This is a genomic window from Listeria aquatica FSL S10-1188 (assembly GCF_000525795.1).
Lineage (GTDB): Bacteria > Bacillota > Bacilli > Lactobacillales > Listeriaceae > Listeria > Listeria aquatica.
Genome location: NZ_AOCG01000022.1, coordinates 1 through 25712, shown reverse-complemented (window position 1 = coordinate 25712; position 25712 = coordinate 1). Strand labels below are relative to the sequence as shown.

Annotated in this window: 32 protein-coding genes and 3 pseudogenes; 31 read left to right on the top strand and 4 right to left on the bottom strand. The window is 35.3% G+C overall.

Going from position 1 to position 25712, the window contains the following annotated elements; translation table 11 throughout:
- Together MAQA_RS14610 and MAQA_RS13090 are read left to right on the top strand one after the other, a co-directional pair.
- A pseudogene (locus tag MAQA_RS14610) lies at positions 1–1217 on the top strand (hypothetical protein); the annotation flags it as partial.
- Positions 1218–1241: 24 nt separating this feature from the next.
- Positions 1242–1784, top strand: coding sequence for a hypothetical protein (locus tag MAQA_RS13090; protein ID WP_036074506.1), 543 nt, complete (start codon positions 1242–1244; stop codon positions 1782–1784).
- Positions 1785–2197: 413 nt separating this feature from the next.
- Here MAQA_RS13090 and MAQA_RS13085 read toward each other — a convergent pair whose 3' ends face one another.
- The 3 genes from MAQA_RS13085 to MAQA_RS13075 form a co-directional block, all read right to left on the bottom strand.
- Positions 2198–2425: a hypothetical protein gene (locus tag MAQA_RS13085; protein ID WP_036074504.1), complete on the bottom strand. Its 228-nt coding sequence runs from the start codon at positions 2423–2425 to the stop codon at positions 2198–2200.
- Between the two features lie 71 nt (positions 2426–2496).
- A complete protein-coding gene (locus MAQA_RS13080; protein ID WP_036074503.1) occupies positions 2497–2832 on the bottom strand; it encodes a hypothetical protein in 336 nt (111 codons plus the stop codon).
- A 3-nt stretch (positions 2833–2835) separates the two neighbouring features.
- On the bottom strand, positions 2836–3663 hold the full coding sequence (locus tag MAQA_RS13075) for a ParA family protein (protein WP_036074502.1): 828 nt from the start codon (positions 3661–3663) through the stop codon (positions 2836–2838).
- A gap of 720 nt (positions 3664–4383) precedes the next feature.
- On the opposite strand from MAQA_RS13075, the gene MAQA_RS16475 reads away from it, so the two are divergent.
- The 5 genes and pseudogenes from MAQA_RS16475 (at position 4384) to MAQA_RS13055 (ending at position 8113) form a co-directional block, all read left to right on the top strand.
- A complete protein-coding gene (locus tag MAQA_RS16475) occupies positions 4384–4536 on the top strand; it encodes a hypothetical protein (RefSeq protein WP_338151635.1) in 153 nt (50 codons plus the stop codon).
- 97 nt (positions 4537–4633) lie between these two features.
- A complete protein-coding gene (locus MAQA_RS13070; protein ID WP_338151634.1) occupies positions 4634–5992 on the top strand; it encodes a primase C-terminal domain-containing protein in 1359 nt (452 codons plus the stop codon).
- Between the two features lie 227 nt (positions 5993–6219).
- Positions 6220–6495, top strand: a complete 276-nt coding sequence (locus tag MAQA_RS13065) for a hypothetical protein (protein WP_149023377.1) — start codon at positions 6220–6222, stop codon at positions 6493–6495.
- Positions 6488–6847, top strand: coding sequence for a hypothetical protein (locus tag MAQA_RS13060; RefSeq protein ID WP_052008628.1), 360 nt, complete (start codon positions 6488–6490; stop codon positions 6845–6847). The genes MAQA_RS13065 and MAQA_RS13060 overlap by 8 nt, the downstream gene beginning before the upstream one ends.
- Positions 6847–8113 (top strand): annotated as a pseudogene (locus MAQA_RS13055) (Y-family DNA polymerase). The gene MAQA_RS13060 and the pseudogene MAQA_RS13055 overlap by 1 nt, the downstream one beginning before the upstream one ends.
- Positions 8114–8212: 99 nt before the next feature.
- Here MAQA_RS13055 and MAQA_RS13050 read toward each other — a convergent pair.
- Positions 8213–8989 (bottom strand): Rgg/GadR/MutR family transcriptional regulator, encoded by a 777-nt coding sequence (locus MAQA_RS13050; protein ID WP_036074496.1) that lies wholly within the window; start codon positions 8987–8989, stop codon positions 8213–8215.
- Between the two features lie 861 nt (positions 8990–9850).
- Here MAQA_RS13050 and MAQA_RS13045 point away from each other — a divergent pair.
- The 24 genes and pseudogenes from MAQA_RS13045 to MAQA_RS12945 all read left to right on the top strand — a co-directional run.
- Entirely contained in the window at positions 9851–10123 is a 273-nt protein-coding gene (locus MAQA_RS13045; RefSeq protein WP_036074493.1) for a hypothetical protein, read from the top strand.
- A gap of 1 nt (position 10124) precedes the next feature.
- A complete protein-coding gene (locus MAQA_RS13040; protein ID WP_036074491.1) occupies positions 10125–10601 on the top strand; it encodes a hypothetical protein in 477 nt (158 codons plus the stop codon).
- Positions 10602–11644: 1043 nt separating this feature from the next.
- Positions 11645–11881 (top strand): hypothetical protein, encoded by a 237-nt coding sequence (locus tag MAQA_RS13030; protein ID WP_036074486.1) that lies wholly within the window; start codon positions 11645–11647, stop codon positions 11879–11881.
- Between the two features lie 131 nt (positions 11882–12012).
- Positions 12013–13137, top strand: a complete 1125-nt coding sequence (locus tag MAQA_RS13025; RefSeq protein WP_036074485.1) for a hypothetical protein — start codon at positions 12013–12015, stop codon at positions 13135–13137.
- A 52-nt stretch (positions 13138–13189) separates the two neighbouring features.
- Entirely contained in the window at positions 13190–13339 is a 150-nt protein-coding gene (locus MAQA_RS14605; protein WP_159099983.1) for a hypothetical protein, read from the top strand.
- 247 nt (positions 13340–13586) lie between these two features.
- Positions 13587–13751, top strand: coding sequence for a hypothetical protein (locus MAQA_RS14600; RefSeq protein ID WP_159099982.1), 165 nt, complete (start codon positions 13587–13589; stop codon positions 13749–13751).
- An 84-nt stretch (positions 13752–13835) separates the two neighbouring features.
- On the top strand, positions 13836–14126 hold the full coding sequence (locus MAQA_RS13015) for a hypothetical protein (protein ID WP_036074482.1): 291 nt from the start codon (positions 13836–13838) through the stop codon (positions 14124–14126).
- Positions 14127–14262: 136 nt separating this feature from the next.
- Positions 14263–14613, top strand: a complete 351-nt coding sequence (locus MAQA_RS13970; protein ID WP_052008627.1) for a hypothetical protein — start codon at positions 14263–14265, stop codon at positions 14611–14613.
- Positions 14568–15506, top strand: coding sequence for an isopeptide-forming domain-containing fimbrial protein (locus MAQA_RS13010; RefSeq protein WP_159099981.1), 939 nt, complete (start codon positions 14568–14570; stop codon positions 15504–15506). The genes MAQA_RS13970 and MAQA_RS13010 overlap by 46 nt, the downstream gene beginning before the upstream one ends.
- Positions 15507–15715: 209 nt before the next feature.
- Complete coding sequence (locus MAQA_RS13965; RefSeq protein WP_052008625.1) at positions 15716–16234, top strand: hypothetical protein; 519 nt, start codon at positions 15716–15718, stop codon at positions 16232–16234.
- Positions 16235–16359: 125 nt separating this feature from the next.
- Positions 16360–17004, top strand: coding sequence for a class A sortase (locus tag MAQA_RS13960; protein WP_052008624.1), 645 nt, complete (start codon positions 16360–16362; stop codon positions 17002–17004).
- A gap of 64 nt (positions 17005–17068) precedes the next feature.
- The gene (locus tag MAQA_RS14595; RefSeq protein ID WP_159099980.1) at positions 17069–17242 is read left to right on the top strand and encodes a hypothetical protein; all 174 of its coding nucleotides are present in this window, start codon (positions 17069–17071) and stop codon (positions 17240–17242) included.
- A 13-nt stretch (positions 17243–17255) separates the two neighbouring features.
- The gene (locus MAQA_RS13000; RefSeq protein WP_052008623.1) at positions 17256–17540 is read left to right on the top strand and encodes a TrbC/VirB2 family protein; all 285 of its coding nucleotides are present in this window, start codon (positions 17256–17258) and stop codon (positions 17538–17540) included.
- A 64-nt stretch (positions 17541–17604) separates the two neighbouring features.
- Positions 17605–18609: a hypothetical protein gene (locus MAQA_RS12995; protein ID WP_036074480.1), complete on the top strand. Its 1005-nt coding sequence runs from the start codon at positions 17605–17607 to the stop codon at positions 18607–18609.
- A gap of 231 nt (positions 18610–18840) precedes the next feature.
- Entirely contained in the window at positions 18841–19707 is an 867-nt protein-coding gene (locus MAQA_RS12990; RefSeq protein ID WP_036074479.1) for an AAA family ATPase, read from the top strand.
- A 259-nt stretch (positions 19708–19966) separates the two neighbouring features.
- Positions 19967–22201 carry a VirD4-like conjugal transfer protein, CD1115 family gene (locus MAQA_RS12985; protein WP_052008622.1) on the top strand — a complete coding sequence of 745 codons (2235 nt, stop codon included), beginning with the start codon at positions 19967–19969 and terminating at the stop codon, positions 22199–22201.
- 81 nt (positions 22202–22282) lie between these two features.
- The gene (relB, locus tag MAQA_RS12980) at positions 22283–22504 is read left to right on the top strand and encodes a type II toxin-antitoxin system RelB family antitoxin (RefSeq protein WP_036074477.1); all 222 of its coding nucleotides are present in this window, start codon (positions 22283–22285) and stop codon (positions 22502–22504) included.
- The gene (locus tag MAQA_RS12975; RefSeq protein WP_338151633.1) at positions 22501–22776 is read left to right on the top strand and encodes a type II toxin-antitoxin system RelE family toxin; all 276 of its coding nucleotides are present in this window, start codon (positions 22501–22503) and stop codon (positions 22774–22776) included. Before relB ends, MAQA_RS12975 begins: the two co-directional genes overlap by 4 nt.
- A 103-nt stretch (positions 22777–22879) precedes the next feature.
- Positions 22880–23149 carry a hypothetical protein gene (locus MAQA_RS12970; RefSeq protein WP_036074474.1) on the top strand — a complete coding sequence of 90 codons (270 nt, stop codon included), beginning with the start codon at positions 22880–22882 and terminating at the stop codon, positions 23147–23149.
- Positions 23150–23230: 81 nt separating this feature from the next.
- Positions 23231–23383, top strand: a complete 153-nt coding sequence (locus MAQA_RS14590) for a hypothetical protein (RefSeq protein WP_159099979.1) — start codon at positions 23231–23233, stop codon at positions 23381–23383.
- Between the two features lie 137 nt (positions 23384–23520).
- A complete protein-coding gene (locus tag MAQA_RS12960) occupies positions 23521–24009 on the top strand; it encodes a DUF8208 domain-containing protein (RefSeq protein WP_479481413.1) in 489 nt (162 codons plus the stop codon).
- Entirely contained in the window at positions 23996–25123 is a 1128-nt protein-coding gene (locus tag MAQA_RS12955) for a DUF8208 domain-containing protein (protein ID WP_036074470.1), read from the top strand. Before MAQA_RS12960 ends, MAQA_RS12955 begins: the two co-directional genes overlap by 14 nt.
- A 79-nt stretch (positions 25124–25202) precedes the next feature.
- Positions 25203–25478 (top strand): DUF5592 family protein, encoded by a 276-nt coding sequence (locus MAQA_RS12950; RefSeq protein ID WP_036074467.1) that lies wholly within the window; start codon positions 25203–25205, stop codon positions 25476–25478.
- Positions 25478–25712 (top strand): annotated as a pseudogene (locus MAQA_RS12945) (hypothetical protein); the annotation flags it as partial. The gene MAQA_RS12950 and the pseudogene MAQA_RS12945, both read left to right, overlap by 1 nt.

Sequence of the window (25712 nt, the reverse complement as noted above, 5' to 3'; positions counted from 1 at the left end):
CCGAAACGGATCAGCGAACGCAACTCAATCTCAATCAAGCTTTGATCAATTCTTATCAAACCAATAAGGAAGAACTGGAAGATAAACTTCGAAAGTTACGAGCTTTCCATGCGAGTTCGCCGAGTATTTTCTCAGAAATAGCGAGCTTGAAACAGGCGATTGATCAAGGGATTGCCCAAACCAAGACAGCTTGGAATGCTTCCACAGGAACATTTGTCATTTCAAATGATTTATCATGGAGAGACAATATTACACAAAAATGGCAAGAGCGAGAATTAGAGAGAAGTGGAGAAGCGGGATTCATATCTTCCCTTCAAGAGCAGTATGGTTTTGATAAGGAAACGGCTAAAATAATGGCAAAACTATATAAGAATATGAAGAAAGATGCTTCAGAAGATGAAGATATAAATAAGATGTTTTATAATTTAATTGGATCATATGCGTACTCATCGTTGGCATGGAAAATGACAAGTGATGCCTATTCACTTGAAGAACAGAAAAAATTAATGTTGAAATATGGCATATCTAATAAGGAATATGAAAAATTAAAGATAGAGATATTAGCTCAACATGGTGCTACTGGAGCGGATACGCTTAATGATTTTGAAGCCTATGCAAAATTGAATGGATTGAAAAGCGGCATTGAGGACTATTATTCTAAATATGCAGGGAAAACTGATATGGCCCATCAATATATTACAACAGCAGCTATACTAGATTCGGGAGTTAGAAATACAGTTACAGGAGTAGGAGCTAATTACCTTTATGGTATAAGTACAGATTCTGATATACACGCTGGATGGGGAGGAGATATTTTTGGAACTAATGGTGCAGCTCCAAGTTTAGGTAATGATGATTATAAAGCAGATTTAGATGCAGTGAATATCGCAAATCGACTACAGAGCAATAATAGTGATCTATTTAAAGTTAATGATAATTACTATAGTGGAATAAAGAATGGGCGAGTTAATCGTGCAGATGAATTTTTAACAAACTTGGGTGATGGAGATAGAGAAGCAGGGATTAAGAGGATTGATGACTTAATAGAGAAACGAAAGAATGAGATTCTAGTTGAAAATCGTTTAAATTGGGGAAAAGGTATTCCGAAAATGAGCGAAGGAGAGGAAAATAAAATGATAAATGATCATTTAAAAGTTGCTAATGATTTCAGAGATAATCTTTATCATTCTAGAAATAATTTAGGTATGAATAAATGAAAAAAAAAATGGTGGATAATAAGCTTGGTATTACTACTAGTAATAGCAGTGATTATTAGTATTCTCTTTGTCTATCATAGAACAAATTCTGAAGACCGATCGGAAATTTTTGAGAGGAAATATGATGGGGCTTGGGGAGAAATTGGAGCGAAAGTCAAATATAATTATGATAACGATATTAAAATAATAAGATATAAAAATTATACTTTCGCTTCAAATATTAGAGAGACCAATAAAGCTTCTATTGAAAATAAAGATATTTTGTTTATCATGACAAAAGAGCATAAATCCAATAATGTTCGAAAGGTGATTACCTGGACTTTTGGAAAAGCTGGGCGAAGATCTTGTGATATAAACTTATTTTCTAATGATAAAAAAGAGTATTCCTTTACTATTAATAAAAAGGATATAGATATTACTTCTTCTCCACTACCTAAAAATGGGAAGCTTAGTGATCAACAAATGCATCAATTATATGGAACATCTTATAAATTATTAGAAAATGAGGCAGACAGTTTTTACGAGAATGGAGTAAAAGTTATTAATAAAGTAAAACACAAGATTTGAATAAGTGATCTAAAATATGACTTTTTTGTTATGTGAAGAAGATTCTATAGCATTGACAATCCAATAATCGAACAACTCCCCTCTCCTATTATCCTGGAGAGGGGGTTCTGTTTAGAGATGGATAAGACTTGCAAAATAATCGTCTACTTCTTGTTTATCATAACGTGGCATATTAAATACTAGGTATCTAGTAAAGGCATTTTTTTTTAAGAAACTCATAGAAGTTTTTTGTGTTCACGATTCCTTTATACTGAACTAGAATATCTGAACGTGTTGCGAATTCTTGTGGGATTTTATCTACTTGTTTTTTATTACCATTTAAATCTAGAATAACAGTGTTAGCAATGACGAACGTATAATAAGAGCGCTTATGAAATAATCGTTTCTTCAGATAAAGGTATTCCCATTTTTTATCAGGATATTTTTTTTAGTGCTTGTCTGGCTATCGTATTAATTTGAATGTGTTTGACAGTATCAGAAAAAGTTTGAGAAACCCACCAATTTTTAACACGTAAGTGTTCTTTTATTTCATCAATTGTAATCATATAACCAGTCTCGAAGGCTTCGTGATAATTTTCGCTAATCTCTAAGTAAGTTTTGGCTTCTGGAACAGACACGAATGTTTTAGTATGCAAGACCATTTGTAAACCTCCTAATAAACAATCAGTAAATATATACAGATATACAAATCTACATGTAGATTTGTATACTATTACCTTTTTTTCTCATATATTGCTACCATTGTTCGCAGCTCTCTGCGTTCATCAGGGGTTAAGGTAGCTTCATGTTCATCTAATAATATGTCTAAGACTTCGTCAACAGATACAAGTCCTTTTATGTTGACTAAAGCGTTTAATCTATCTTTATTTCTAAATGATAACCTTGTTGTTGTTGTTTTTTCAACTTTCTTTTCAACCTTCGGATTTTCAGTTCCTTCTGGAGTTGTGAAAATGGAATTTCTTGAAAATGAGGATGTGGGTTCAATTTGCTTATTGCGTTCAATCTTTTTTGGGCGCTTTTTAAGTAAATTATTTTCATTCTCAGACATTTATTAAGCCTCCTTTTCTTTCAGACGTATAATAAGTTCATCAGTGACATTTTTATAAAGTTTGGCAACTCTTCTGTCATGCATATCTGCTGCAGGATCTTTATTTACATCAATAATGCCAATTAAATCGTATCTTTTCAGGCGTTCCATATTTTTTACTAAAGTTTGGAACATATTATTTTGTCCAAAGCTTGCTGTTGCATTATCCAATGTTGATAGATCAACGGCAGCATTGTTTTTTAATAAGACAGGCAAAACGCCAAGTATATCAAAGTCGGCATCATAATTATCAATTAATTCTTGAAGGTACCTAACATAAGCTTCAGCACCTACTAAACTACGTTCTTGAGTTTGCAAGACAATAATCGTATAGTCAGATCCATATAAAGCAGAATCTGTATAAGTTGAAAGTGTCGGTGGAACATCAATAAGAATAAAATCAAAATCTTTTTTCAGCGGCTCAATTAGTTTTGAAAAATACGCAACACGATCGAATTGACTATTTGGGAATTTTTTCTCCAAGAATAATGGATATGAAGTGAAATCCGCAAAACTAGGTAAAAGAAATAAATTTTCCTTTATATTAAGTACGATGGACTTCAAGTTTTCATCAGCAATTGCCGACATCAGAGTTTTATCAAATTTAACCACCTCACCTTCTAATCGTTGTTTTGTTAAGAGGTATAGAGAAGTTGCATTTGCTTGTGGATCCATATCAATAAGTAAAGTTTTGTATCCTTGGTTAGCTAATTCATTCCCTATCATTGCGCTATTAGTTGTTTTTCCTGTGCCACCTTTAAAATTACCAAATGTTATTACTGTTCCTGCCATTTCATCATCTCCTTGTAGATTTATCTACATGTAGATTTGTAGATTTACTGTAAATTTATAATAACATAGTTTTTAACTTGATTCAATAATATATTTTCCTACTAGTCTACAAATCTACAAATCTACAAAACAGAAACATTTAAATCTACAAATCTACAAATCTACAAGTATGCGTATCTACATGTATATGTATCTGTTTGTAAATTTATTGATATTTAATAGTTTATAATAATAACATCTACAAATCTATTTATCTACAAATCTATTTATCTACAAATCTACAAATCTACATGTATATTTGTAGATTTGTAAAGAAAAAATACAGTCGAGATTTTTTTTTTCGCTTGTTTACAAAAAAAAAAACTTGTTGTACAGTTATTACAACAAGAAAATAAAAAAGGATTCGCCGATTTATATTTTGTATGTAAGTACAAAATATAAATTGAATTACATTCGACCAAAAATGTAATTCTGCAACGAAACCCCAAAGTGATATAAAATAAATTCGATAAAAAAATTATATCACAAATGGGCTTATTTGACAATGCTTAAAAACATTGGTGTTAAGCTATTTCAAAAAGTTTTTTCGTGTTAGGCGATGATTCGTTTCTTCCTATGTGCGAAAAAACAAGTCTATAAGGACAAGTTTCCTTCGTAAAGAAGAGACTTGTCCTTTTTTTTGATGCGTTCAAAAATAACAGAAAGGAGAGTTAGCCTGGCATGGAAAATCAAGTAGATATATACACGTATTCAGCTGTCATAAGTTCTGTAGTTCATGAAGGGATCACTGCATTCCGACCTAGAAAAAGTCGTGGTGTGTTAGCCGTTCAGCAGCATTTTTTTAAAACAAGAATCCGAAAATGGACATCGTAAAGGTGTACAGTTTGTTGTCCGTCAAAAAGAAGATCTCCAACGACAAAAAGGTGTTCGTGGCTTCATCGTCACGAGCCAAGAAGCATTACTTGAAGAAGTGAACCAAATCAGTCATTGGACACCAAACGTCTACAGGTGGGGAACATATTCAGACGACAAGCGAAAATACATAAAGGGCCATGCGGAAGAAAACTTGCAACAAATCAATACATACGTGATCGATGTGGATACGCAACAAGTTGATATTGCAAAAATGATTGTAGCGTCGATGCAAATTTTGAATCAAACCCCGACCTTTATTTTGAAAACCAATCAGGGCTTTCAGCTCTATTTTGTATTAGAAAAACCTGTCTTCATCAGCAATGCCCATAACTTCAAGAGCTTACGAGTAGCTAAGCGGATCGCAACCAATTTAAAACAGGCTTTCGCTGAAGCCTTGCCTGGTGTCGATAAAGGATGCAATGATTTTGGCTTTTTCAGAATGCCGAACTTACAGAATATCGTGTTTGAAAACACAGAAAATCCCATGGATTACCAATCGTTAATGACTTGGTCGAAGACGTACACGGAAAAACACCATCGTCCTGGCTTGAAATTGGTTCATTCACAATCGGTCTTTCCAAAAGCCACGGAACAAAAATGGTTCCAACGCTTGATTCAGCTAACAAATATACGAGGGCATCAAGGCCAGTACGGAAGAAATAATGCAGCCTTTACTTTAGCTTTGGCTTGCTACTCATCTGGAAAAGAAGAAGCTGAAGCTTTTGATTTACTTGATCAATTCAATACGAATTTACAAACGCCAATCAGTCAGAGAGAACTCGATAAAGTACTAAAAAGTGCTTATTCTGGAAAATACCAGGGCGCAAACTTAGATTATATTCAAGGGATTTTAGAAACTTATGAAACGGATAACACGTATGAGCATTCTGCGGCATTTATCTTTTCAAAGACGGGGAATCGTGTGTTTCGTAAGCATAAAAAGGCGAGAGAGGAACGGAAATATTCGCACTTTACTGAATGGGAAAAGGATCTAGAAGCCTATCTTCAAAAACATATTTTATCGGGGCAAACCTTTCTAGAAACATCACAACGAGAATTAGCGGAAGCGTTAAAGATGCCCTTCGCCAGTCTAAAAAAAGTTTTGAAGCAATCCCAACGGATTGTATCAAAAGTGGAGGGGCGAGGACGAAATGCCACCACACTACTTTCTACGGTTGCGATTGTGGTTGAACAAGGAATCCGACATGCTTTAAACAAAAAGCAAGCACAAAAAGAGAAGTATTTACACTTTTTAGCGAGTTTTTCAGACACTGCAGCTTCTATTACTAGAAAAGTGCTCCATCCATCTGGAAAAGAGAGCTCCCAGAACAATTCCAAGAGCACCTTTTCACTGCTAGCGAACACCTTGCAAGCTCGTAATAGTCAGCCTTACATGGACTTTGGGGCAGGTTAGAAAGAAATGGGCTCAATTGCCAAATACTTAATTCTAGTTACGTTTTTCGTTCCTCCTGTTTGTTGACTAAAGGGTTTTTGATTTCTAGTGGGTATTGGGTGTATGTAGTATATACACACGACTTAATACTTTTAGCCTTTTGTATCTTTTGTCCCCTAGACAGTTGGCTCTCCCTTTAGTAAAATAGAAGCGAACAAGTGTTCTATTACTAGTTAGAGGAGTGAACGATGATGCTTGAAATGAAGCGATTTGAACATCATGATTCACCTTCCTTTTTCTTGAAAAGCGAGACATGGGATAGCTATATCAGATTGATTCAAGAAGCAAATGATTACGGACGAGAGTTGCAGGTGGAAGTGTTTGTTGGAGGGTATGTTAGAAAGGTTACGGGGCATTGTGTCTTGTTTAACGAGACACTCAAGACGTTTTTATGTGGGAATATTGTGGTGCGCTACGATGAGATTATTAGCGTAGCTTGTAAAGGTCGTGATGCTGATGTTTGATGGACAACATTTTGATCGCGGTATAAAAAAGTGGCAAGGGTTTATTTTGTCAGAACACAACGAACAGCTCGAGCAACAACAAATGCAAGAATCTTGGAAGCCTGGAATGAGTCCTGAAGAGATTGAACAAATATTGAGTGAAGCTTTGTTGCATCAAGATTTAATTAAAGTGCAGAAGAAACGAGAGCATGATGATCCCGATCAAGCACCTGAACCGATGATTCGTGGAAGAATCGCAGGAATTGACGCAGGATTTTTAGTTTTGCGCACAGATTCGGAGCTTGTTCAGGTATCTGTGGATGCGATTCACCATGTGGAAAATGCTCGAGGTGATGACAAATGGTATACGTGATGGACTATAGCCATGCCCCGAAGAGAGATTTATTGTGTATCGACGTAAAATCTTTTTTTGCAAGTGTGGAATGTGTTGAAAGGGGATTAAATCCTTTGGAAACACATTTAGTGGTGATGAGCAATGCCGATCGAGCAGGGGGCTTAGTACTTGCAGCGAGTCCAAAAATGAAAAAGGAGTTCGGCATTCGAACAGGATCTAGACGTTTTGAGTTACCCAATGATTCCAGAATCATTATAGCACCACCACGCATGAAGTATTATTTAAAAATGAACGCAGCTATTCAAGAAATATTTCTGAGATTTGTTCCTGATGAGTATTATATGGCTTATTCGATTGATGAATCCTTTCTAGATGTGACGGGTTCTCACGCTCTTTTTGGAACCACAACGGAGATTGCAAGAACAATCCAGGAAACCATTTACAAAGAGTTAGGTTTATTTGTGACCGTTGGGATAGGGGATAACATGCTCCTGGCTAAGCTTGCGATGGATAACGAAGCGAAAAAGAAGATTCAAGGATTGGCAGAATGGCGCTATTCCGATGTTCAAGAAAAACTTTGGAAAATTTCCAAGATAACTGACTTTTGGGGAATTGGAAATAAGATGGCTAAGCGGTTACAACGTTTAGGAATCTTTTCAGTCTACGATTTAAGTCAGGCTCCTGATACTCTTTTAAAAAAAGAATTAGGCGTCATTGGTTTAGAGCTAAAGCAGCATACGCACGGACTAGACTATAGTCGAATCAATGAACAATATGTACCAGCTGAAAAAAGTTATGGAAAAAGCCAGATTTTGGAACGAGACTATCACAATGCGGCAGAAGTCATTATCGTCATTCAAGAAACGGCTGAAGAAATCGCAATGCGACTACGAACAGCTGGAGTAGACACCTCAACCGTTACGTTATTTGTCGGTTATAGTAAGTACAGTATTTTACGAGGTTTTCGCCACCAAATGAAAATTCAACCTACTAATGCCAGCTATGTCATTAAACAGACACTCCTTCAAATTTTTTTGGAAGTATTATGCAAACGAGCCTGTGCGTTCAATTGCAGTAACTTGTGGTACTATTACTCCAAAAAAAGGATTACAGCTGAACTTGTTTGAAGATCCTAAAAAAACACTTCAAAAACAACAACTGGATGTGACGATTGATAAGATTCGAAAGCGTTATGGCTTTCAGTCACTCATGCACGCCAATAGTTTAATGGATGGTGCAACTGGTATGAAACGAAGTTCCTATGTGGGAGGACATAAAGGGTAAGTAAAAAAGAGTTAGACCTGATAGAGATCTAACTCTTTTTTACTTTATAAATATTTCTCTTTTAATTGGGCAAATTCTTTTCGATTATCGTTAGCAATTTCATTTTTTTTTAAGTGAGACAAGCATATCGATGCTCTCAATAGCTAAGCGGTTTGCTTCACCACGCTCACCTTCAACATACAAAACTTCAGCGAGTTTATAGAGTAAATCATAATACATAACAAGATTATATGATTCAGCATGTTTAATCGCTTCTTCAAGAAAGGGTTTAGATTCACTAAATTTATGTTTTTGACGAAGACCATAGGCGATGTTCACATTAACGAGAACAGTTGCTCTTTTTGAATCTAAGATCCCTTCATAACTTTCTACACTTTCAAATAATTTCGGTAAATATATTTGAAATTCCTCTTCTGTTAAGTGATAAAGCATATTATTGAGTGCTATTATATCATAAAGTAACCAATTTTCTTGACTTTTAAGCCTTTTCCAAACGGGTTCGACAACAGCATTTGCTTTTTTTAGATCTTCATCAAATGTTAGAATATTTATTGCGTCAAGCACTAATCCAAGATTTAAAATTTGTGTATCATTATGTTGTTCACCATATTTTTTTAGATCTTCAACGAGTTTTCTGCCTTTTTGAGCTTTTAAAGAGTGTCCATGAGATTGAAAACGATTTAATAGCTGAACTCTTTCAGATGTTTGCTTATTATTTCGTATAAATTCAAATTCTACAACATCCATATTTAAGTTCTTTAAGATCAAAAGTAGATCGTCATAAGTTGGCTGTGTGATATCATTTTCGATGTTGTAATATTTTGTTCGTGATAGACCGTCTCCAGCGTCTTTCGTTTTTATTTTTTTTTGCAACACGTATATAGTTTATCGTTTCTCCGATAGACAGTTGATGTGAAATGTGAACATTTTGTGACATTTTATTCTATTCCTCCTCAATTGTAAGTTATTTTCCATTTTTAACCATAAAAATTCAAGATTATGAACGAAAAATTATGTAGAAGGTTATACTAGAAAAAGCGTTAAATAGCATTATAATGCGGTTTTTTTATTTTTTTTGTTTTTTTTTTTCGTTCACTATTTAAAACAAATTTCCGTTTTTAGGACAAACGTGGTAAATTTGTATTAGAGATCATGATCTAATAAAGTCGGCTTTTAAAAAAATAACGGGGTAGGTGTTGAGAAAATGAATGCTTTTTGGACTTTTGTTTTTAAACCTTTTGGGCATACTTGGGTTGGATAATGAATGTACGAAGCTAAATTGTGAAGTGGATGAAATCGTTAAAATTACAAAGATAGTAAATACTTTAAAAGTTGCACAATTAAAAAGTTTGTGCTATCTTGAATTTAGAATTCAGTGAAACGAACATTTAAAATAGGCGAAGCACACAAAGTATTCTGACCGCCAAGAAAGAATACTAAGTGCTAGGAAGTTAATCTTCCTCACCAACACGTAAATTAACCGCAGTGTTGGCGCCTCACCATTTGACATTGTATCATTTTTAGCATCAAATGGCTATAGAGAACGTACGTCCCTTTCTTTCATGTACACATAAGAAAGGGAAAAAGAAATAAAAGGCTTTTCAGTCTGTTTTCGTGTGTTTATCTATATCCTTGTTGTTGAAGAGGATAAATGGAAAATGATGAGCGCTCTCCACATTGTGGGGGGCGCTTTTTTTGTTTCACTGAGTTCACTAAAAAGGGAAGGAGAAATGAAAAATGGAACCAGAATGCCAAAATGAATCGAAACAAAACCACCTTATTCATCTCATACATGATATTGAATTGTTACAAGAATGCAAGACACGCTTACAGGATATTGAAGCTATGATTGTACTGGAAGAAACTATGCGAAGTGTTGAACTTGAAAAAGACATTGTCGAAATGGAATTAAATATCGCAACCTTGAAACAAAGTGAAAAGACAGTATCGATCGAGAGACAATGTGAATATAGAGAACGAATTAAAAAATTTAAATGCAGCGGTTACTGAATTGCGGAAGCATCAAATCGCACATCGTGTAGAGGCTCGAGCTCGTTTTCGAGAGGAAAAAGAGAAAGAGAATTATCTAACTCAACAAGATCCAACAAGGTTTCCAGAACACCGGATACGAGCAATTATTCCATCAGCGTTTCCTAGCCAAGTTCCACTGCAAGCTTTTGATCGTCGTAAATGTAGAATCAATCATAAAAAGTCACGTGAAGTTCAACCCTTGGAACTTTTACAAGAAGGTGTTTATTTCTATACGCTAGACAAGAAAAACTATATCAATCTTCATAATGGCTATCTGTTAGAGCGCAGTTTTCATGGCAATATCAATGTAAAAGCCATTCCTTTTGAAGAAGTTCTTCGAAAAACACTTTATGTGAGGGATGTACAAGGGAAAACAATCGCCAAAAAAATACAACGAAAATTTATGACACAACCCCTGATGCCAATGAAAAAGCGAGAAAAACTTTTGATGAACTAAAAAACATACATTAAACAATCTATATTGTGTAAAAAACATTACACAACGAGATTTTAAAATCTCAAGGCAATGAAGAAAAGAAGAATCTTCTTTTGAAGTAGAAGCAACGGTGACAAGGGAATCAAAGGAAGCTGGAGCTTTCAGGAGAGTGTTGAGAGTTAACTTTGTGGAGCAAACAGGACCTAATTAATAGACCGTCTGAGACCGAGTGGGCATCTATCTTATAACCCTGAAAATGGATAGATACTCCAATCTAATCAAGCATATGAAGCGAAGGCGGCTTTTGAGAGGGTGAGAGAAATCTATAGAAAAAGAGATCGTTCCTTGATAAATAAGTAAAAGCAGGAGTATTTTGTCAGATATTTTTTGTTTTTAATTCATATTGATACGTGCGAATGTGGAGTGCTATTCTCCCATCTTGTTGAGTAATCAATCGCATAAGACGCATTGTCGTAGTTAAGATAGCAACAGTCCAAATGAAAAAAGACATTTCTTTTTTTTCTAGATAGTTTGACTGAAAGGTTTGTCCATAAAAGGTTACTTTCAGTTGAAAAACTATGTAGGTTTTCGGGTTCAAGTTCTTGCCTTAAACTTTACGATGCAGGGTTTCGCCATGACCGAAAGCGAGCGATACAGCCTGTATAAGGTGCTCACTCAAGCCTAAATGTGACAAGAATAAGGACTGGATAATGAAAAATAATTTTTTATAGAATATAGATTGTTTAAATTGAAAAATCGGGTCAGATTACTAATGACCGACGGAAAAAGGAGAAAAATGACAATGTTTACTTTTTTGACTAGTTTAGTAGCGTTCCTAGTTCCCATTTTAATAGGAGGGGGATTATTTTGGCTATGTGGTTTTGCTACTGGAGTAAACAAGTTTTCTGATAGATATTTGTATCTTTTCATAAAAATTTCAGGTATTACAGCACTAATTAGTGCTATTACAGCAATGACTATTAGTATTTTTTTTACTCTCTACTTACAAAAGTGAACAGGAGAAAGTTATTTCTGAACATAAGTCTCAAATACAGCAGTTTATTATGAAAAAGGATCTACAAAAAAATGAAAAGCTTATTTCTACGAAATTTGAAGTTAAGGGAATTCCGGCTACTGGATTTTATGATTTTCGCATTTCCTATTTAGCAGAGAATCAAAAAACGAATAAAAAGCGATTTAAATATGAACAGACTGTGACTTTTGAGAAAATACATGAATACGAAAAGAAACAAAAACTAAAAATGGAACTAATGGAGAAAGACGGGAGCGTGGAAAGATAATATATTATTATACTCACGAAAGGTCTAGTTTCTAGCACAATTATGCTAATTGCTAATCTCATTTTTTCCTTTTAGAAAATAGATAAAAAGAGGTAAAAACAACAATAAAATGAAGGAAGGATAGATTTAAGATGGAGACTCAAGAAAAAACGTTGACAAACCGAGAAAAGTTCAGAAGGTGGCAGAAAACCAAGCGCTATCACTGGAAACAAAATGAATATCGGAAAATAAAGCTCTACGAAACATTTTCCGATATGAAATGGTTGTTAAAAGGTTTCCTTTTTTTTGCAAGTGCCTTCGCCGTATTAGTGGTTTCACATGCTTATAGTCGATGGTTTCAAGGACAACTCGAACATTTTGGTGTAACGAATCAAGAATTTTTGAAACTGGTTGAGCTCTTCTTTCCAGCTATCTTGCTCTGTTTTTTTACGCTGTTTTTACTTGTGGCGCTGTTTGATGATCTAGATGATCTAGTTATAAAAGTATTTTTTTGGCCGGGAACGGTTCTATTCTTAGCTTTTTCTTGGTTGATTCAAGTTGATTTTTCATTCACAGATCATGAGAAATTACTACTAAACGGTTGGTTTGCTGGCGTAATCCTATACGCACTAATAAAAATAGCATTTATAAGTATACGTAAACTTCTCATACAAGACGTATTTAGAAAACTTAATCAAGACTTTTATTTTAAAGTGTGTAGTCAAGAAGAGTGGGAACAGTCCTTTGCTTCATTTTTTGAGTTGGAGAGTCGATGGAAACCCTACATTTGGACAATCCAGATAGAGAGACAACAAACAGAAAGCAAAATGTTAGATTTTAACAACATCAAACAGAACTATCTTTCGAATCAAGGGGGCAAGTTAAAGAAGTGGACACTTTTTATAGAAGTTGTCCTCCATCGAAATGATCCAATTACTCTGCAGTGGGAAGTGAGAGGTTTTGAAAACAGAAACCACGATATTATCTTCCTAAAAGATGAAACAAAGATTCAAAATTTGAGGAAATGGCTGAACCGTTCCTATATACAAAAGGAATGGCAACGAAGGAAAAAAATCAACAAGGAAATGTTGGGCAAGGAATTTTTAACACTAAATGCCCATCGAATACGCAATATGCCAGTGATGAAAAAAGAGTTCATAGAATCCAATTTATATAATAATTATGGGCATTTTTATTTAGCTAAAAATGGTTACGACTGTTCTGCTAGAATTAAGGCTAAATTGAAGAAAGATATTGAACATGAAAATAGAGAATGAACATCTTTCGAATAGAAAGGTGTTTTTTTATGTCAAAGAAAGGAGAGAGAAAATGAATTTTGAGGAGTGGTTAAGCTGTATTCTTACTGTTGATGAAGGAACAAGAAAAATCATTACAAATCCAAAAGCAATTAAATTGATTCAAGAACAATACTATAAAGCAACAAAAATAAGAAAAGTTAAAAGAATAGGAGAAAAATAACCTACAAGATATATGAAAAAGGAAGGGGCTTAACATGGTTAGTGTATTTGTACAGAATGGATTATTAATAGCTATATTAATTTCAGTTATAATATTTGTCTTTTGTATGGACGTGCTGGGGCCAATATTATGGGATTTGTAAAAAAAGATACTATACAAGAAATGACACCTAAAGTGAAAAAAAATAATCAATGAAGAAAAACTCAAGAAGAATGAGCGGTTAGTATCAATAGATGTGGATCCCAAAATGTTTATGGATTTATATAATGCCGATTCAGCGGTTGAAGTTTCCTATTTAGTAAAAAACATGGAAACTCGTAAAACACATATCGTATATAAAGAAGACTTTACGAATTATGACTATACGAGCTTAATGAAAAAAATAAAAATCAAAAATAAATTAAGTCGTTAGTAACGTGAATCTAAGTTAGAATTTGGGTTTATGGATAGATCCCAAAAGCAAAAATCTAAATAGGAAAGGGAAGGAGGGATGAAAGTGTTTTTGGTAAACATGCAGCAGCATGAAGCAAAAAAGGATTGTTATGAAGTGAAAGTGAAAATACCAGGCTATTCATATTTTCAAATAGAAAAGGCCATTATCGAGTGGCTGCAAGAACGCCAGCGGCAAGATAAAAAAGTATTAATTAGTTTTCGCACACGAAAAAATAAAAATCAAAGGAACAAAACCGTGATTAAGACGAAAAGTTTAACCAATGTAAGAACAATAGCGATAGAAAATAGTAGTAGGGAAAGAGCGCCGGAAATTCGGAAAAAAAATCATTATTAAATCTGAACAACAGAAAGCAATAAAAAGAATTTTAGAAAGAAATACAGGAGGTTAATGTAATGAAAATTCGATCCCCAACATTCAAAAAGAAGTTATCATACAAAAATAAAAAGATAAATGGCGAGAGGGGAATATAATGAAAAAACCTATATTAAAAACAAGTGGGGCTGTTCTAATTGGAGTAGCGACCATTTCTCAATTAATAAGTGTAAATAACGTACTTGCAGAACCCATTAAAAATCTACCAAAAGTCGAAGTCCCTACAGATACATCCGTAGCCTCATCCAAGTACTCAGTGATTGCAAAATTCAATAAAGAAAAAAACAAAAAGTTCAAACGTTTGGGGATGGATGGGCTTCTACGGATGAAAATAATGGTGGGAAGCTTCTCTCTTATACAATTGCTAATCCAACAGATGCGCAAAAAGGGAAAATCGGTGTTGTGTATACCAACGTTGGTACTTACAACGGTCGTTCCATTGACTTGAAAATTACAGTAACAAATTGGACCCCTTATTTTACTGGAGATAAAGTGATTAGCTTTGGTCGCGATGCTATTAATCATACGCAAACAGGCTATACAGGTGTTACGCAAACGTGGCAATACATTGATTCTGAAACTAAAAAGGATGTGAATGTTGATGGTTCTTATATGAAATTTGTTGACATGGATGGTAAACAGTTTATTACATTTGATAAAGAGACCACCAACAAAATTGATAAAATCTATGTTTCTGATGACAGTTGGTTAGACGCTACTCAAAATCCGGATGGCAGTCTTAAAGTAGCGGATATTGGAGATGTAGGATCAGTGGATACGGATCCATTTGCGCAGTTTACGACGTTATTTACTGGAGGGAAAATGACGTTCACATGGGGAAAAGACTATGAAGCAGCTGGATACAACAAAAATCAGTCTGCAGCAAAAGGTCTTGCCGGCAATGAATATTTTGCTTACAGTGATCAAAAGCCTGTTCGAACAGAGACGCTTAAACCTACTAAACTCGTCAATGATAAAGACGAAAAGGATAAAACTGAAAACACATTAGACGCTGTTCAAGAAGCTTACAACTACACCATTTCACATACTGTTCCAAATGAATCTGAAGATTTTTACTACAAATCATATGTCTATGAAGATACGCTTGTTGCTCCATTAGAACTTACATCGATTAAAGTCACAAATGAACTTGGAAAAGATGTAACTAGTTTCTTCAAAAATGAGACAGAAGGAAATAAAGTGAAGCTTTCAGCAACAGAAGAAGCTTTATCTAGTGCGGATTTTTATGGTCATAATTATTTTTATAGTATGAATGTAAAGGTAAAAGATGGGGCTAATCTTGATGACTTTAAAGACGACAATGGCACTATTCATTTTTAAAAAACGTTGCCTCTGTTACGATTGATGGAGACAAAAAACCAACAGAAGAAACAGATACAATTGTACCGACTCCGATTCCAGGAAGTGTTCAGAAAAAGATTGATAAAAATGGTCAACTTTTAACAGAAGATACCATTAAAAAAGGGGATCCGGTTACCTATCAACTTGACTTCCAAATTCCAAATGACAAAAAACGGAAAACCATTCATTTGAAAGATGATCTCTTAGACGAATTTGAAGTAGTCGACGCAAAAGTCTATCAATTGGGATCCGTAAAAGGAAAGGAAGAAACGAAAGACGATACTACAAATCAAGAAACGGAAAAAGAAGATCAAACACAAGCATCAACTGGTCAAGAAACCACAGTAAAAGAAGAGAAAGAGGGAACAGAAATTACAGATCAAGGGGAATTAACCATTGATGATGCGAAATCACAAGTTGATTGGATCACAACGAAAACAGAAGATAAAGTGGGCCAAAAACTTCGTCTCGTTATTCAAGCTAAAGTACGAGATGGGGCCAATCTATCGAAGTATGAGAAAGATGGAAAATACGTGCTGGACAATACAGGTGATCTCCTTCTAGATGAAGAGGATCCTATTCACTCGAATAAAGTGGATATTATCATTGAAAAGGAAAAAACCCCCGATCCTGTGAAAAATCCTGTTTCAGTGAAAGAGATTCCGAAAACTGGTAGCGAAAAAAAACTGGTGGGAAAAACTATATGACGCTTTAACGTTTTGGAATTAGAATGGAGTGACAAAGTAAAAGATGGCAAAAATGATTCATCGTAAAAAATAAAAAAACAAAAGAAAAAAAGGTCTCTTATTTGCATTAGGAGGCCTTTTTTTTATTGGCTTTATTTGTCACTGGAATCAGCATTTTTTGGAGTCAACATCAAAACCAAGTTCAAGAAAATGCAGCCAAACATCTTACACAAAGTGCCGAACAAGTGAAGAAAAATTCAAAGAAAAATCAAGCGCAACAAATGAAAAATCCAAATAAGGTAAAACCAACTCCATATGATGAGAGTGATCAGGTGGAGCGACTCAGTTGGCAAGACTATTTAGATTTTCAAAATAGTGCAGATGAGAAAAAGATTCTTCAACAATACGCTGTGGGAACCATTGAAATACCATCCATTTCTTTAACTTTGCCCATTATTGAAGCGACAACGAATAGTCATCTGAAAGCAGGTGCTACCACCTTTTGGAAAGATCAGTCTCTTTCGAAAGGAAATTACGTATTGCTTGGTCATAATATGGGCAGAAAAGGCATTCTTTTTTCAGATGTTCCACATTTAAAAAAAGGCAATCATATTAAAATCCGAACAGGAGCCAAGCTTTTCACCTATCATGTCACAGAAATAAAGAAAGTGAATCAAAAACAAACGGATGTCTTAGAACAATCAGAAAAAAGACAGTTGACTTTGATCACGTGTGATAAGAGGACAAGTACTGAAAATCGGATTGTGATTGTTGCAGAACCAATTCATTGAGAGGGGGTGATGAAATGAATTCAGAAGAGCAAAAAATTTTTTTAAGCAGACAGCTGAAAGAATTATGAAAATAAAAAATGTCGATACCCGTAAATGGAAAGATGAACAAATTAATCGAGGCTATCGACAATACGTCTTAGACAATCAAAAAGAACTTTTAAAAGTATCGGAACCCCAAAAAAATCATTCAGGCCAAATAAATTCGAATCTAGTAGAGCAAAAAGAAAATAAAGGATAAAGGAGAATAAAGGATGACGAAATTAAATGAACTAGTATTTGAAATATACACCAGAATGACTGCGATGGACTGGTTTGCCAATGTAACCAAAGCGATTCAAAGTTTAACAGGAAAAATCCAACCCTTATTAATTGTAGTAGCTGGTCTTTGTCTTGTCTGTGCTGGAGCTATGTATCTTTTTGGAGATGAGCAAAAAAGAACAGCGAAGAGCTGGTTAATTGGGATCGGGATCGGCTTATTGATTGTTTGTGGCGCAACACAACTAATCAATACGTATACGAGCATTACTAAATTTTAAAAAAGAAAAGGGAAGAAGGGATGATTCTCATCTCTTCTTTTCTTCATAAAAGGAGGGAACAATATTGGTTAAATTAGGGAAAAAGAGTTTAATCAGTTATTTGCAACCTGTTAATATCGAAGATGATCAACCATTCGAACAACTGCAAAAAATGCGCTTGCAGGATGCGATTCTATACGCAGAGTCCATTCGGAGGAGTTTACCGTTAGGAGAGTTTGTTTCGCTAACTTGGCGATTAGACACAAAGAAAGGAAAAAGCTATACTTTCTCGTTTCATATCGGAAACTTAGAAAGTGATCAAACAGCGCTCATGACGTTAGTCGAAGAAGGGGTAAAGGAAAGTTTACCGGATCAACAGCAAATTGAAGAGGTTCTAGCGATATTGCCCCTTCATTATGAAGCGAAGGAGAAAGAATTTGAAGCACCACAACAATGGGTTCTAGAGAATCAGACTTCGTTTTATTATCCAGGAACAGAAAACAGTAGCTACGCACTAGATGATTTAGCAGATCATGGCTTAGAAGAACCCGTTGGTCTGTATGAGACATTTCCAGAAGAGCAGGACAGGATGCAGACATCTGAACAACCTTATGCACTTTCTAGAGAAGATGAAATCCAAGAACAACCGCAAGCACTAGAAGAAGTCAGTGGGGAACATCAAGAAAAGGACTGGGAGAGCAGTAATCAAGAAAAACAAGAAGAGACAATGGATGATCAAGAAGAATGGACTATTCCAGAAATTGCAGTACTAGATACAGATAGGACAAAAGAAAAAGCTAAATGGGATCAGATAGTTGGCATTTATCAGCGTTATCCCAATATAGACGACCAAGTAAAAGGACTTTTTATTCGCTCACAAAAGGCTGAGAATCAGGAAAATATATTCGAACGTCAGCAAATGAAGGCAGAACAAAAAGAAATCAACAAAAGTATTCAACATATTAAAAAAGAATTGGGTCAACAAGAAATGGCGTATAGTCAAGTGTTCGAACAAGAGAAAGTGCGACTTGAACAAGAGAAACAAGCTTCCCTAAAAAAAAGCGGAAGAAGAACAGCAACATCACCTTGAAGAACTACAAGAATCCTATCAAACGAAGAAGGAAGAAGAAAAAGAAAGTATTCAGCAGGTAATCAGTCTTCAACAAGAAAAAGCAGAGGAACGGGCTGAAAAAGACTTTCAACAAAAGATTGCTGAAATTAAGCAAAATTATTTAGAGGAAAACCAGAAACAAATACAAAAGGCAGAAGAACGATTAGAAACGAAACTACAGGAAGATAAAAATAAAACAAATCAGTCATTATGAATACGAGAAACAGCAAAAGGAAGAACAAGAAGAAAAAAAACATTCAAGTCAAATTACAAGAATTGAATCAACAGCAGCATACAGAACTCCAGGCAAAGCTTTATCAACTAGCGGAAGAAGAGAATCAACGCATTCAAGAAGTGATGGATCAAATGAAACCCCAATTAGATGAAATGGCGAAGCTTGAATTGGAAGAGAAAAAGCTACAAATCGAAAGTGAAGCAGCAGATAAATATGCTGAAATGGAGCGTGAAGTTCGAATGAAGCAGTTGCAGCAAGAAAAGGAATTAGAAGAAAGCAAACTCCGGAAACAAGAAAAACAACAACAAGAAGAGATCAAGTATCGTCTAACCAACAAGGAAAGTGAGCAACAACACGCCGTTCAGCTGATTGAACAGTTGACTAAAATTTTACCTGTTTCAGCTAATCAGCCAATCCCCATTAATGAACCGAAAAAGACGAACAAAGCACCCCTTATATACGCCATTGCAGCCGTTATTTGCGCTATTGTCATCGGTGTTAGTCTTTTCTTTGGAATACAATTAATGAATAATGAGCATGCCCCTGCATCTGCTGAAGCAACGAGTCAAGAAGCCCAACAAAAATCGACAGGGAGTACCCCCACAGTATCGAATCAAGAAACACCTTCACTTGACGCTTTATTGAATCAAAAAGAGTATGTGAAAGCTGCGCAAATTTATCCAGAAGCAAGAAACCAAATTGAACAGACAATATTTAATACACAAGATAAGGGGGCATTACAACGGTTCAATGACGTTTACACAAGTACTTTTGGATCGCTTGATTTCGCTATTTTAGATAATCATGCAAAGGAACAAACCACTTTTTATGAAAAAAAATAAAAAATTTATCGTATAGTAAAAAACAGCTCGAAGCTATAGGCGAGTCCTACTTATCGCAAAACCAAATGGATCAAGCGAAAGAAGTACAACAAGTAGCTAAAAGTGACGTCTTGCAAGAGAAAATCAATGAAATTGAACAAAAGGATAAAAAATAATGAAAAATAAAAAATGAGAAAAAAGGAAAAAGGATCTTCGTTCTGTTAACAAGCATTCTTCCCATCGCTTTCTACAATGGAAATGGCTTTTAATCTATAATGTGATGGCATGGTTTCTTTTTTCTTGGCTTGTTAATGTTATTCTTGCGTGGATTAGTGTCAATATCCGTTTTCTTAGCAATCAACAAGAATCGATATGGAATGTAATGGAACATTTTAAAGTCATTGGATTTCAAGGAAAGATGATCGCCCATCCATTTTCTTATCAATATACGTGGTGCTATTTCATTTATTTCGTACTGTGCATACTTTATATTATGAAAATAACGAAAATCACACTTCAAATCTACTACAAGTATAAAAGAAAACCCGAAGATCTCGTTAAAAAAGGAGACAGCCGATGGACAACTTTAAAAGAGCTATTTGAGATCTATCAACCCATTCCTGAAAAAGAAATAACGTTCCCAGGACATGGCGGAACGCCGATAAGTAGATACAAGCATCAATTGTTAATAGATCCCACACCAACCAATAATTGTTATATTGGGACGACCCGATCTGGGAAAGGAGAAACTTCCGTATTTGCAACGATCGATAACATCTCACGTGCCGAAAGACAGGATAATTTCTGTGTGAACGATCCGAAAGGCGAACTGTTTACAGCCAGTTACAAGACGCTACGTAAACGTAATTTTGATGTTTTAGCACTCAATTTAACGGATCCCGACGAAGGAATCGCTTTTAATCTACTGGAAACAATTAAACAGTACTACTTTAGAGGAGATATTGAACGGGCGCAGTCCTTAACGAATAGTTTAACGTATTCGCTTTATCGAGCGGACAGTAGTGGAAAAGGAGGAACTGATGATTTCTTTAATTCATGTGCACAATCACTCGTCAATGCTTTGATTTTAGGCTTATTAGATGTGTGTGGCAGGAAAGACGAAATGGAAAAAGTAACGATGGATAATGTAGCCTACATGCTAAATTCGATGGGGAGTGATGTTCAACAATCTTTTAATGAAATAGATGGACAAAAGATTCTAGTCGAAACGAACGGTTTAGATGAGTTCTTTCAACAATTCCCTGATGGCCATGTAGCGAAAAAACAATATGCAACATCGAATTTTAGTACAGATAAAACAAGATCAAGTATCTATACGACTGCGATGGAAAAATTAAACACCTTTTCAATGGAAAATATTGCACGAATGACTTCCCTCAATGATCTAGATCTGGATTTAATGGGATTTCCACAAAGAATTGAAATCAAAGGAACTCCAAATGTAGCTTGTAAAGTAATCATTAAAAGAGAAGAGAAAGGACTCTATCAAGACCACTTACGATTAAACCGTAGAGGAATTGGACTTCTCCGTTTCCAATGTGAGATAGAAGAAGGGGATCAATTAGAAATATGGGTTAATAGACAAGGAAAAGCAGTTGGAGAGGAGTGGGAGAAAGAGCAATTTACACTTCACTATCAGCCGAAAGAGGAAAATGGAGAGCCTGTTATTGATGAATATACAGGAGAACCTGTTTATGAAATTGAAATGTCCATCAAGCGACAAGAAGCGTCCTCACATCAACTTCGATTCGGATTAAAAGTACTCAATAAAACCAAGCCAACGGCTCTATTTATGATCTTGCCTGACTATGACGCATCGAATCATGTCATTGCAAGTATCTTTGTTCGACAACTCTATTTTGTGCTCGCAGATAATGCGAGTCGGACGAGAGGGATTAAGTGTCATCGAAGAGTGCGCTTCATCTTAGATGAATTTGGGAATATGCCAGCTATTGAAGGCATGGAAAGCATTATCACTGTTTGCTTAGGAAGAAATATTAGCTTTGATTTATTTGTACAAGATTATGCACAACTTAACAGTAAGTACGGGGAGAAAGCAGCTGAAACAATCAAATCCAATTGTGGGAATCACATCTACATTCTAACAACAAGTGAAGCAACAGCCAAAGAGATTAGCCAAAAACTGGGAACAACAACTATTTTTGGTAAAGACAAGAGTTATGAGCAAGGAGAACTCAAATCCAATGTAAGTGAAAAAGCAGAAGATAGACCCCTTTTAGATGCCACCCAACTCTTGCAACTTCGAGAAGGAGAGACGGTTGTTTTAAGGCCTTTAAAACGGCAGGATAAGTCAAGAAAACGGATACGAGCTTATCCCATTTTTAATCGTGGCGAAACAGCTCTTAAATATCGTTATGAATATTTAAGCGATGATTTCGATACGGATCAATTCTTTTCTGATTTAAACATTCGAGGACGACATGCAGATTTTGACTTGACGCAGAACCAGATAGAATTTTCCACTTCTTGTTGAGTAGTACTTCCTTTTTGTGCACATATGTGATACAATAAATGTAACACAATAGTACACGAGTGGAAGAAAGGGGTGCTGAGAATGTCTAGTACAATTACAATTCGAGTATCCGATGAAGAAAAAGAATTCATTAAAAAAATGGCTACGTTTTATGGTTTATCCGTTTCTGAATTAAGCCGAAAACAACTTTTAGAAGCCTTAGAAGACCAAATCGATTTAAATGTATATAAAGAAGCTTTACAAGCCCATAAAGCAAAGGATGAAAGTATATCTTTACAAGAAATGAAAAGAGTCTTGGAATGATGGAGAAAGGGTATCAGGTGCGCTTTGAAAAACAAGCACAAAAAGCTTTGAAGAAAATGGATCCGTTTCAGGCTAAACTTATCATCTCATGGATTGAAAAACATCTAGAAGGTACAGACAATCCACGTGTTTATGGGAAAAGCTTAGTAGGAAATCGTGGTGGTCAATGGCGTTATCGTGTAGGCGATTATCGACTTATTGCGGAAATCAAAGATCAAGAAGTCGTAATTCTTATTTTGGATATTGGACATCGGCGAATGATTTACGATTAATTATAACTAAATGTCAAAAACTATTCGTCAATTCGGATACAATGTAGTATAATAAGTGTCAATAGAATGTGATCGGATTAACAACAGGAGAGGGTGTAGGGAGATGGAAGTGATACAAGTTATAGTTGCGTTGATTTTTGCTATTTTTGTAATTGGTTTAGTTCTTGGGTTACCATATATTTTAGCTGTGGGAGGCGCTGGCATAGTTGGATTTATAGCTGGAGCGATGTGGAGCGCATGTAAATGGATTGTAAAGAGTATTTTGTATCTCATATTTGAAATTTGGGATAGAACCAAAGCTAAAATACAGGCAAAGAAAAAGAAAAAAAGATTAATGTGCATGTTTAACTTAAAAAATAAAGGACATTTATAAACGAGATAAAAGTGAATAGCTAAAATTAAGGACATTCCACTTGGAATGTCTTTTTTTAATTACTAAAGGAAGTGAAATGACGTGAAGGAAGAAGAACTCCTGAAATTACTTATCCAGTTTGCCGACTTTCTTAATATCAATGCTTTTTGGAAGGACATTTTTCGTGGTATTTTTATGTGGCTGATTGAAGGATTGACCACTATAAATAATGTTATGGAAAAGGTTTTTTTTTAAAACAATAAAATTGATCAGTTGGCCCACAACTGCAACAATGAAAACACTCATGAATGATCCAGGTAAAGGATTAGTCATACTCGCAATAGCCCTCATGGCACTAACCTTTATTTTTATTGGTGGAAAAATGATCATGGGTGATCGAATGTCTACACAAGAATTCACAAAAAAATTTTTTATTAGCGACGTTTGTAATTATAGGGCTGTCTGGATTTATGGGAAGCTTAGAAAAACTAACACTTATCGGTGTTGACGTTGGTAAAAATGCGTTTAGTAGTGAAAAAAATAGCTCAATCAGTTATCAGATCGTTAAAGATAATATCACAGATTTAAAAGCTCTAGATGCTGATGGATGGAAATCAAAAACACCTAAGAAACAAAATTATCTTAAAGAGTCGAATTGGAAAACGGTGAACTTTAACGAAGTCATTGAAGATGATTTTAAAAATGCAAAAGATCTTGCGAATAAAAAAATAGATCAGAATGAGAATGGTGAAGATACAGTAACAGATTTAGATAGTAGTTTTTGGCTCCCTGCAACGGACGAGCATTACTATCGCTACCATGTGAATTTCACAGCTATTATCGTTCAAGCAGTATTTATTTTTTTTAGTGTTTATTTTTAGTACTTTAATTGTTGTACAAACATCGTTTGAACTAGGGATAAAAGGTACAATTGGGCCTTTTATTACAGCAACGGATATATCAACAGGACAAAGAATAAAGAATCTACTTGTGGATATTATAGGAGCCTACGTAAAGATAGTCGTTCTTGTATTTATGATTCAACTATATCGAGTATTTATGACTTGGACTCAAACATTGGATTTTTCGAGTTCTTTAACAGAAAATCTAGTGATTAAATGTTTGATTTGTGTAGGCGCTTTCTTTGCTGTTTTGCAAGGATCAGGATCTGTTCAGCGACTTTTGGGTATTGATGTATCACAAGGATTTGGACAACAGGCCCTCATGGGTACGCTTGCAGGTGGAAAAATTCTTGGCGGTATGAGCGAATTTGCTAAAAATAGCACCAAAAGTGGTATTCACCAATTCGGGAAAGATGGGTTCGCTCGTCGAGGACTTCAAAAGCTAGGAGATCGAAAAGAAGAAAAAGCTAAAAAGGCTCAATTGCAGGATACTTTGGGTGGAAAGGAAAGTTATAATCACTATATGAGTAGAGAAGAGAAAGGAAAAAGAGATGGTTTTAATGAGGGACAACAAATTCTTGCAACAAATCAAGCAATGAGGAACGATACTAGTACCGATCAAGAGAATACGCCAGAAAATACTGATAGCAACCCTAACCCCACTAATTCATCTGGTTCTTCTGGTTCAGGTGCTCATTCAGATACGCTGAACAACCAATCGGGAGAAGGACCAAAAAACAGTGAACAAGAATCAACAAAGAATCAATCAACAAATCTTACAAAATCCGAAAAGCAAAATGCATCCACGGATTCTCTTGCAGCTAACGGGAGTGGACAAACTGGTGAAACCCCTAAAACGAGATCGAACGCAGTAGACCGTCTAAATAAGCAACGAAACCCTTTAAACCATTCTGGACAACAGACCGGAACAAAAACTCCTGATATAAAATCAAAACCTATTCGGAATCGACCAGGGATGAACTATCAACCCCTTCAAGAAGTAGAAGAAGAGAAGGAGACAGAAATGTATTCAACACAAAGACAAAATCCATCTCATCCGAAAAAAAACAGTCAACAAACAAGTTCTAAATAAACCCCAAAAAAATCAACCCAAAAAACCTTTAAACCCGAATTCAGTGCATCCTTCATAACTAGAGAAAAGAGGAAAATAAATGTATCAAATACCAAAATCTACAAAAACAGAAGTAAAGTTATTTTTAGGCTTATTTTTCATTGACATTGCGATTATTGGTGGGGGTATCTTTTTTGGCTTTCAAACCATGAAATTTGTCGCAGGGTGGTGGCAAATTCTTTATATGCTTGCGATCTTTTCTTTCTGTATCTTTATGATCACACGGTTCAACGGACATCGTATGTATCGTGTCATTTTTCAGGCCCTAAAAAAAGATAATCAAAAATATTATGCAGTGATGGATGGTGATGAATAATGGCGAAACTGAATAAGGGAAGAAAAACAACATTAGATGTACTTCCCATCGGCAATATGGACCATGGAAACGTCCTTCAGCTGAAAAATGGTATCTTTTACACAGTGCTGCTTCTCAAAAGTACGGATGTCAATGCTTTGAATCAGGATGAAGCAAGGAAAGCAATGGGACAATTTGCGAGGTTCAATACCAATTATATTGAACCTTATAAGATCCTTTCCATGCGTTTTCCAG

What these genes read in the sequence shown, in the direction of transcription:
- MAQA_RS13085 (WP_036074504.1), bottom strand. Translation starts at nt 2,425, where the DNA reads ATGGTCTTGCATACTAAAACATTCGTGTCTGTTCCAGAAGCCAAAACT.
- MAQA_RS13080 (WP_036074503.1), bottom strand. Translation starts at nt 2,832, where the DNA reads ATGTCTGAGAATGAAAATAATTTACTTAAAAAGCGCCCAAAAAAGATT.
- MAQA_RS13075 (WP_036074502.1), bottom strand. Translation starts at nt 3,663, where the DNA reads ATGGCAGGAACAGTAATAACATTTGGTAATTTTAAAGGTGGCACAGGA.
- MAQA_RS16475 (WP_338151635.1), top strand. Translation starts at nt 4,384, where the DNA reads ATGGAAAATCAAGTAGATATATACACGTATTCAGCTGTCATAAGTTCT.
- MAQA_RS13065 (WP_149023377.1), top strand. Translation starts at nt 6,220, where the DNA reads ATGATGCTTGAAATGAAGCGATTTGAACATCATGATTCACCTTCCTTT.
- MAQA_RS13060 (WP_052008628.1), top strand. Translation starts at nt 6,488, where the DNA reads ATGTTTGATGGACAACATTTTGATCGCGGTATAAAAAAGTGGCAAGGG.
- MAQA_RS13045 (WP_036074493.1), top strand. Translation starts at nt 9,851, where the DNA reads ATGGAACCAGAATGCCAAAATGAATCGAAACAAAACCACCTTATTCAT.
- MAQA_RS13030 (WP_036074486.1), top strand. Translation starts at nt 11,645, where the DNA reads ATGAAAAAGGATCTACAAAAAAATGAAAAGCTTATTTCTACGAAATTT.
- MAQA_RS13025 (WP_036074485.1), top strand. Translation starts at nt 12,013, where the DNA reads ATGGAGACTCAAGAAAAAACGTTGACAAACCGAGAAAAGTTCAGAAGG.
- MAQA_RS14605 (WP_159099983.1), top strand. Translation starts at nt 13,190, where the DNA reads ATGAATTTTGAGGAGTGGTTAAGCTGTATTCTTACTGTTGATGAAGGA.
- MAQA_RS14600 (WP_159099982.1), top strand. Translation starts at nt 13,587, where the DNA reads ATGTTTATGGATTTATATAATGCCGATTCAGCGGTTGAAGTTTCCTAT.
- MAQA_RS13970 (WP_052008627.1), top strand. Translation starts at nt 14,263, where the DNA reads ATGAAAAAACCTATATTAAAAACAAGTGGGGCTGTTCTAATTGGAGTA.
- MAQA_RS14595 (WP_159099980.1), top strand. Translation starts at nt 17,069, where the DNA reads ATGAAAATAAAAAATGTCGATACCCGTAAATGGAAAGATGAACAAATT.
- MAQA_RS13000 (WP_052008623.1), top strand. Translation starts at nt 17,256, where the DNA reads ATGACGAAATTAAATGAACTAGTATTTGAAATATACACCAGAATGACT.
- MAQA_RS12990 (WP_036074479.1), top strand. Translation starts at nt 18,841, where the DNA reads ATGAATACGAGAAACAGCAAAAGGAAGAACAAGAAGAAAAAAAACATT.
- MAQA_RS12985 (WP_052008622.1), top strand. Translation starts at nt 19,967, where the DNA reads ATGGCATGGTTTCTTTTTTCTTGGCTTGTTAATGTTATTCTTGCGTGG.
- relB (WP_036074477.1), top strand. Translation starts at nt 22,283, where the DNA reads ATGTCTAGTACAATTACAATTCGAGTATCCGATGAAGAAAAAGAATTC.
- MAQA_RS12975 (WP_338151633.1), top strand. Translation starts at nt 22,501, where the DNA reads ATGATGGAGAAAGGGTATCAGGTGCGCTTTGAAAAACAAGCACAAAAA.
- MAQA_RS12970 (WP_036074474.1), top strand. Translation starts at nt 22,880, where the DNA reads ATGGAAGTGATACAAGTTATAGTTGCGTTGATTTTTGCTATTTTTGTA.
- MAQA_RS12950 (WP_036074467.1), top strand. Translation starts at nt 25,203, where the DNA reads ATGTATCAAATACCAAAATCTACAAAAACAGAAGTAAAGTTATTTTTA.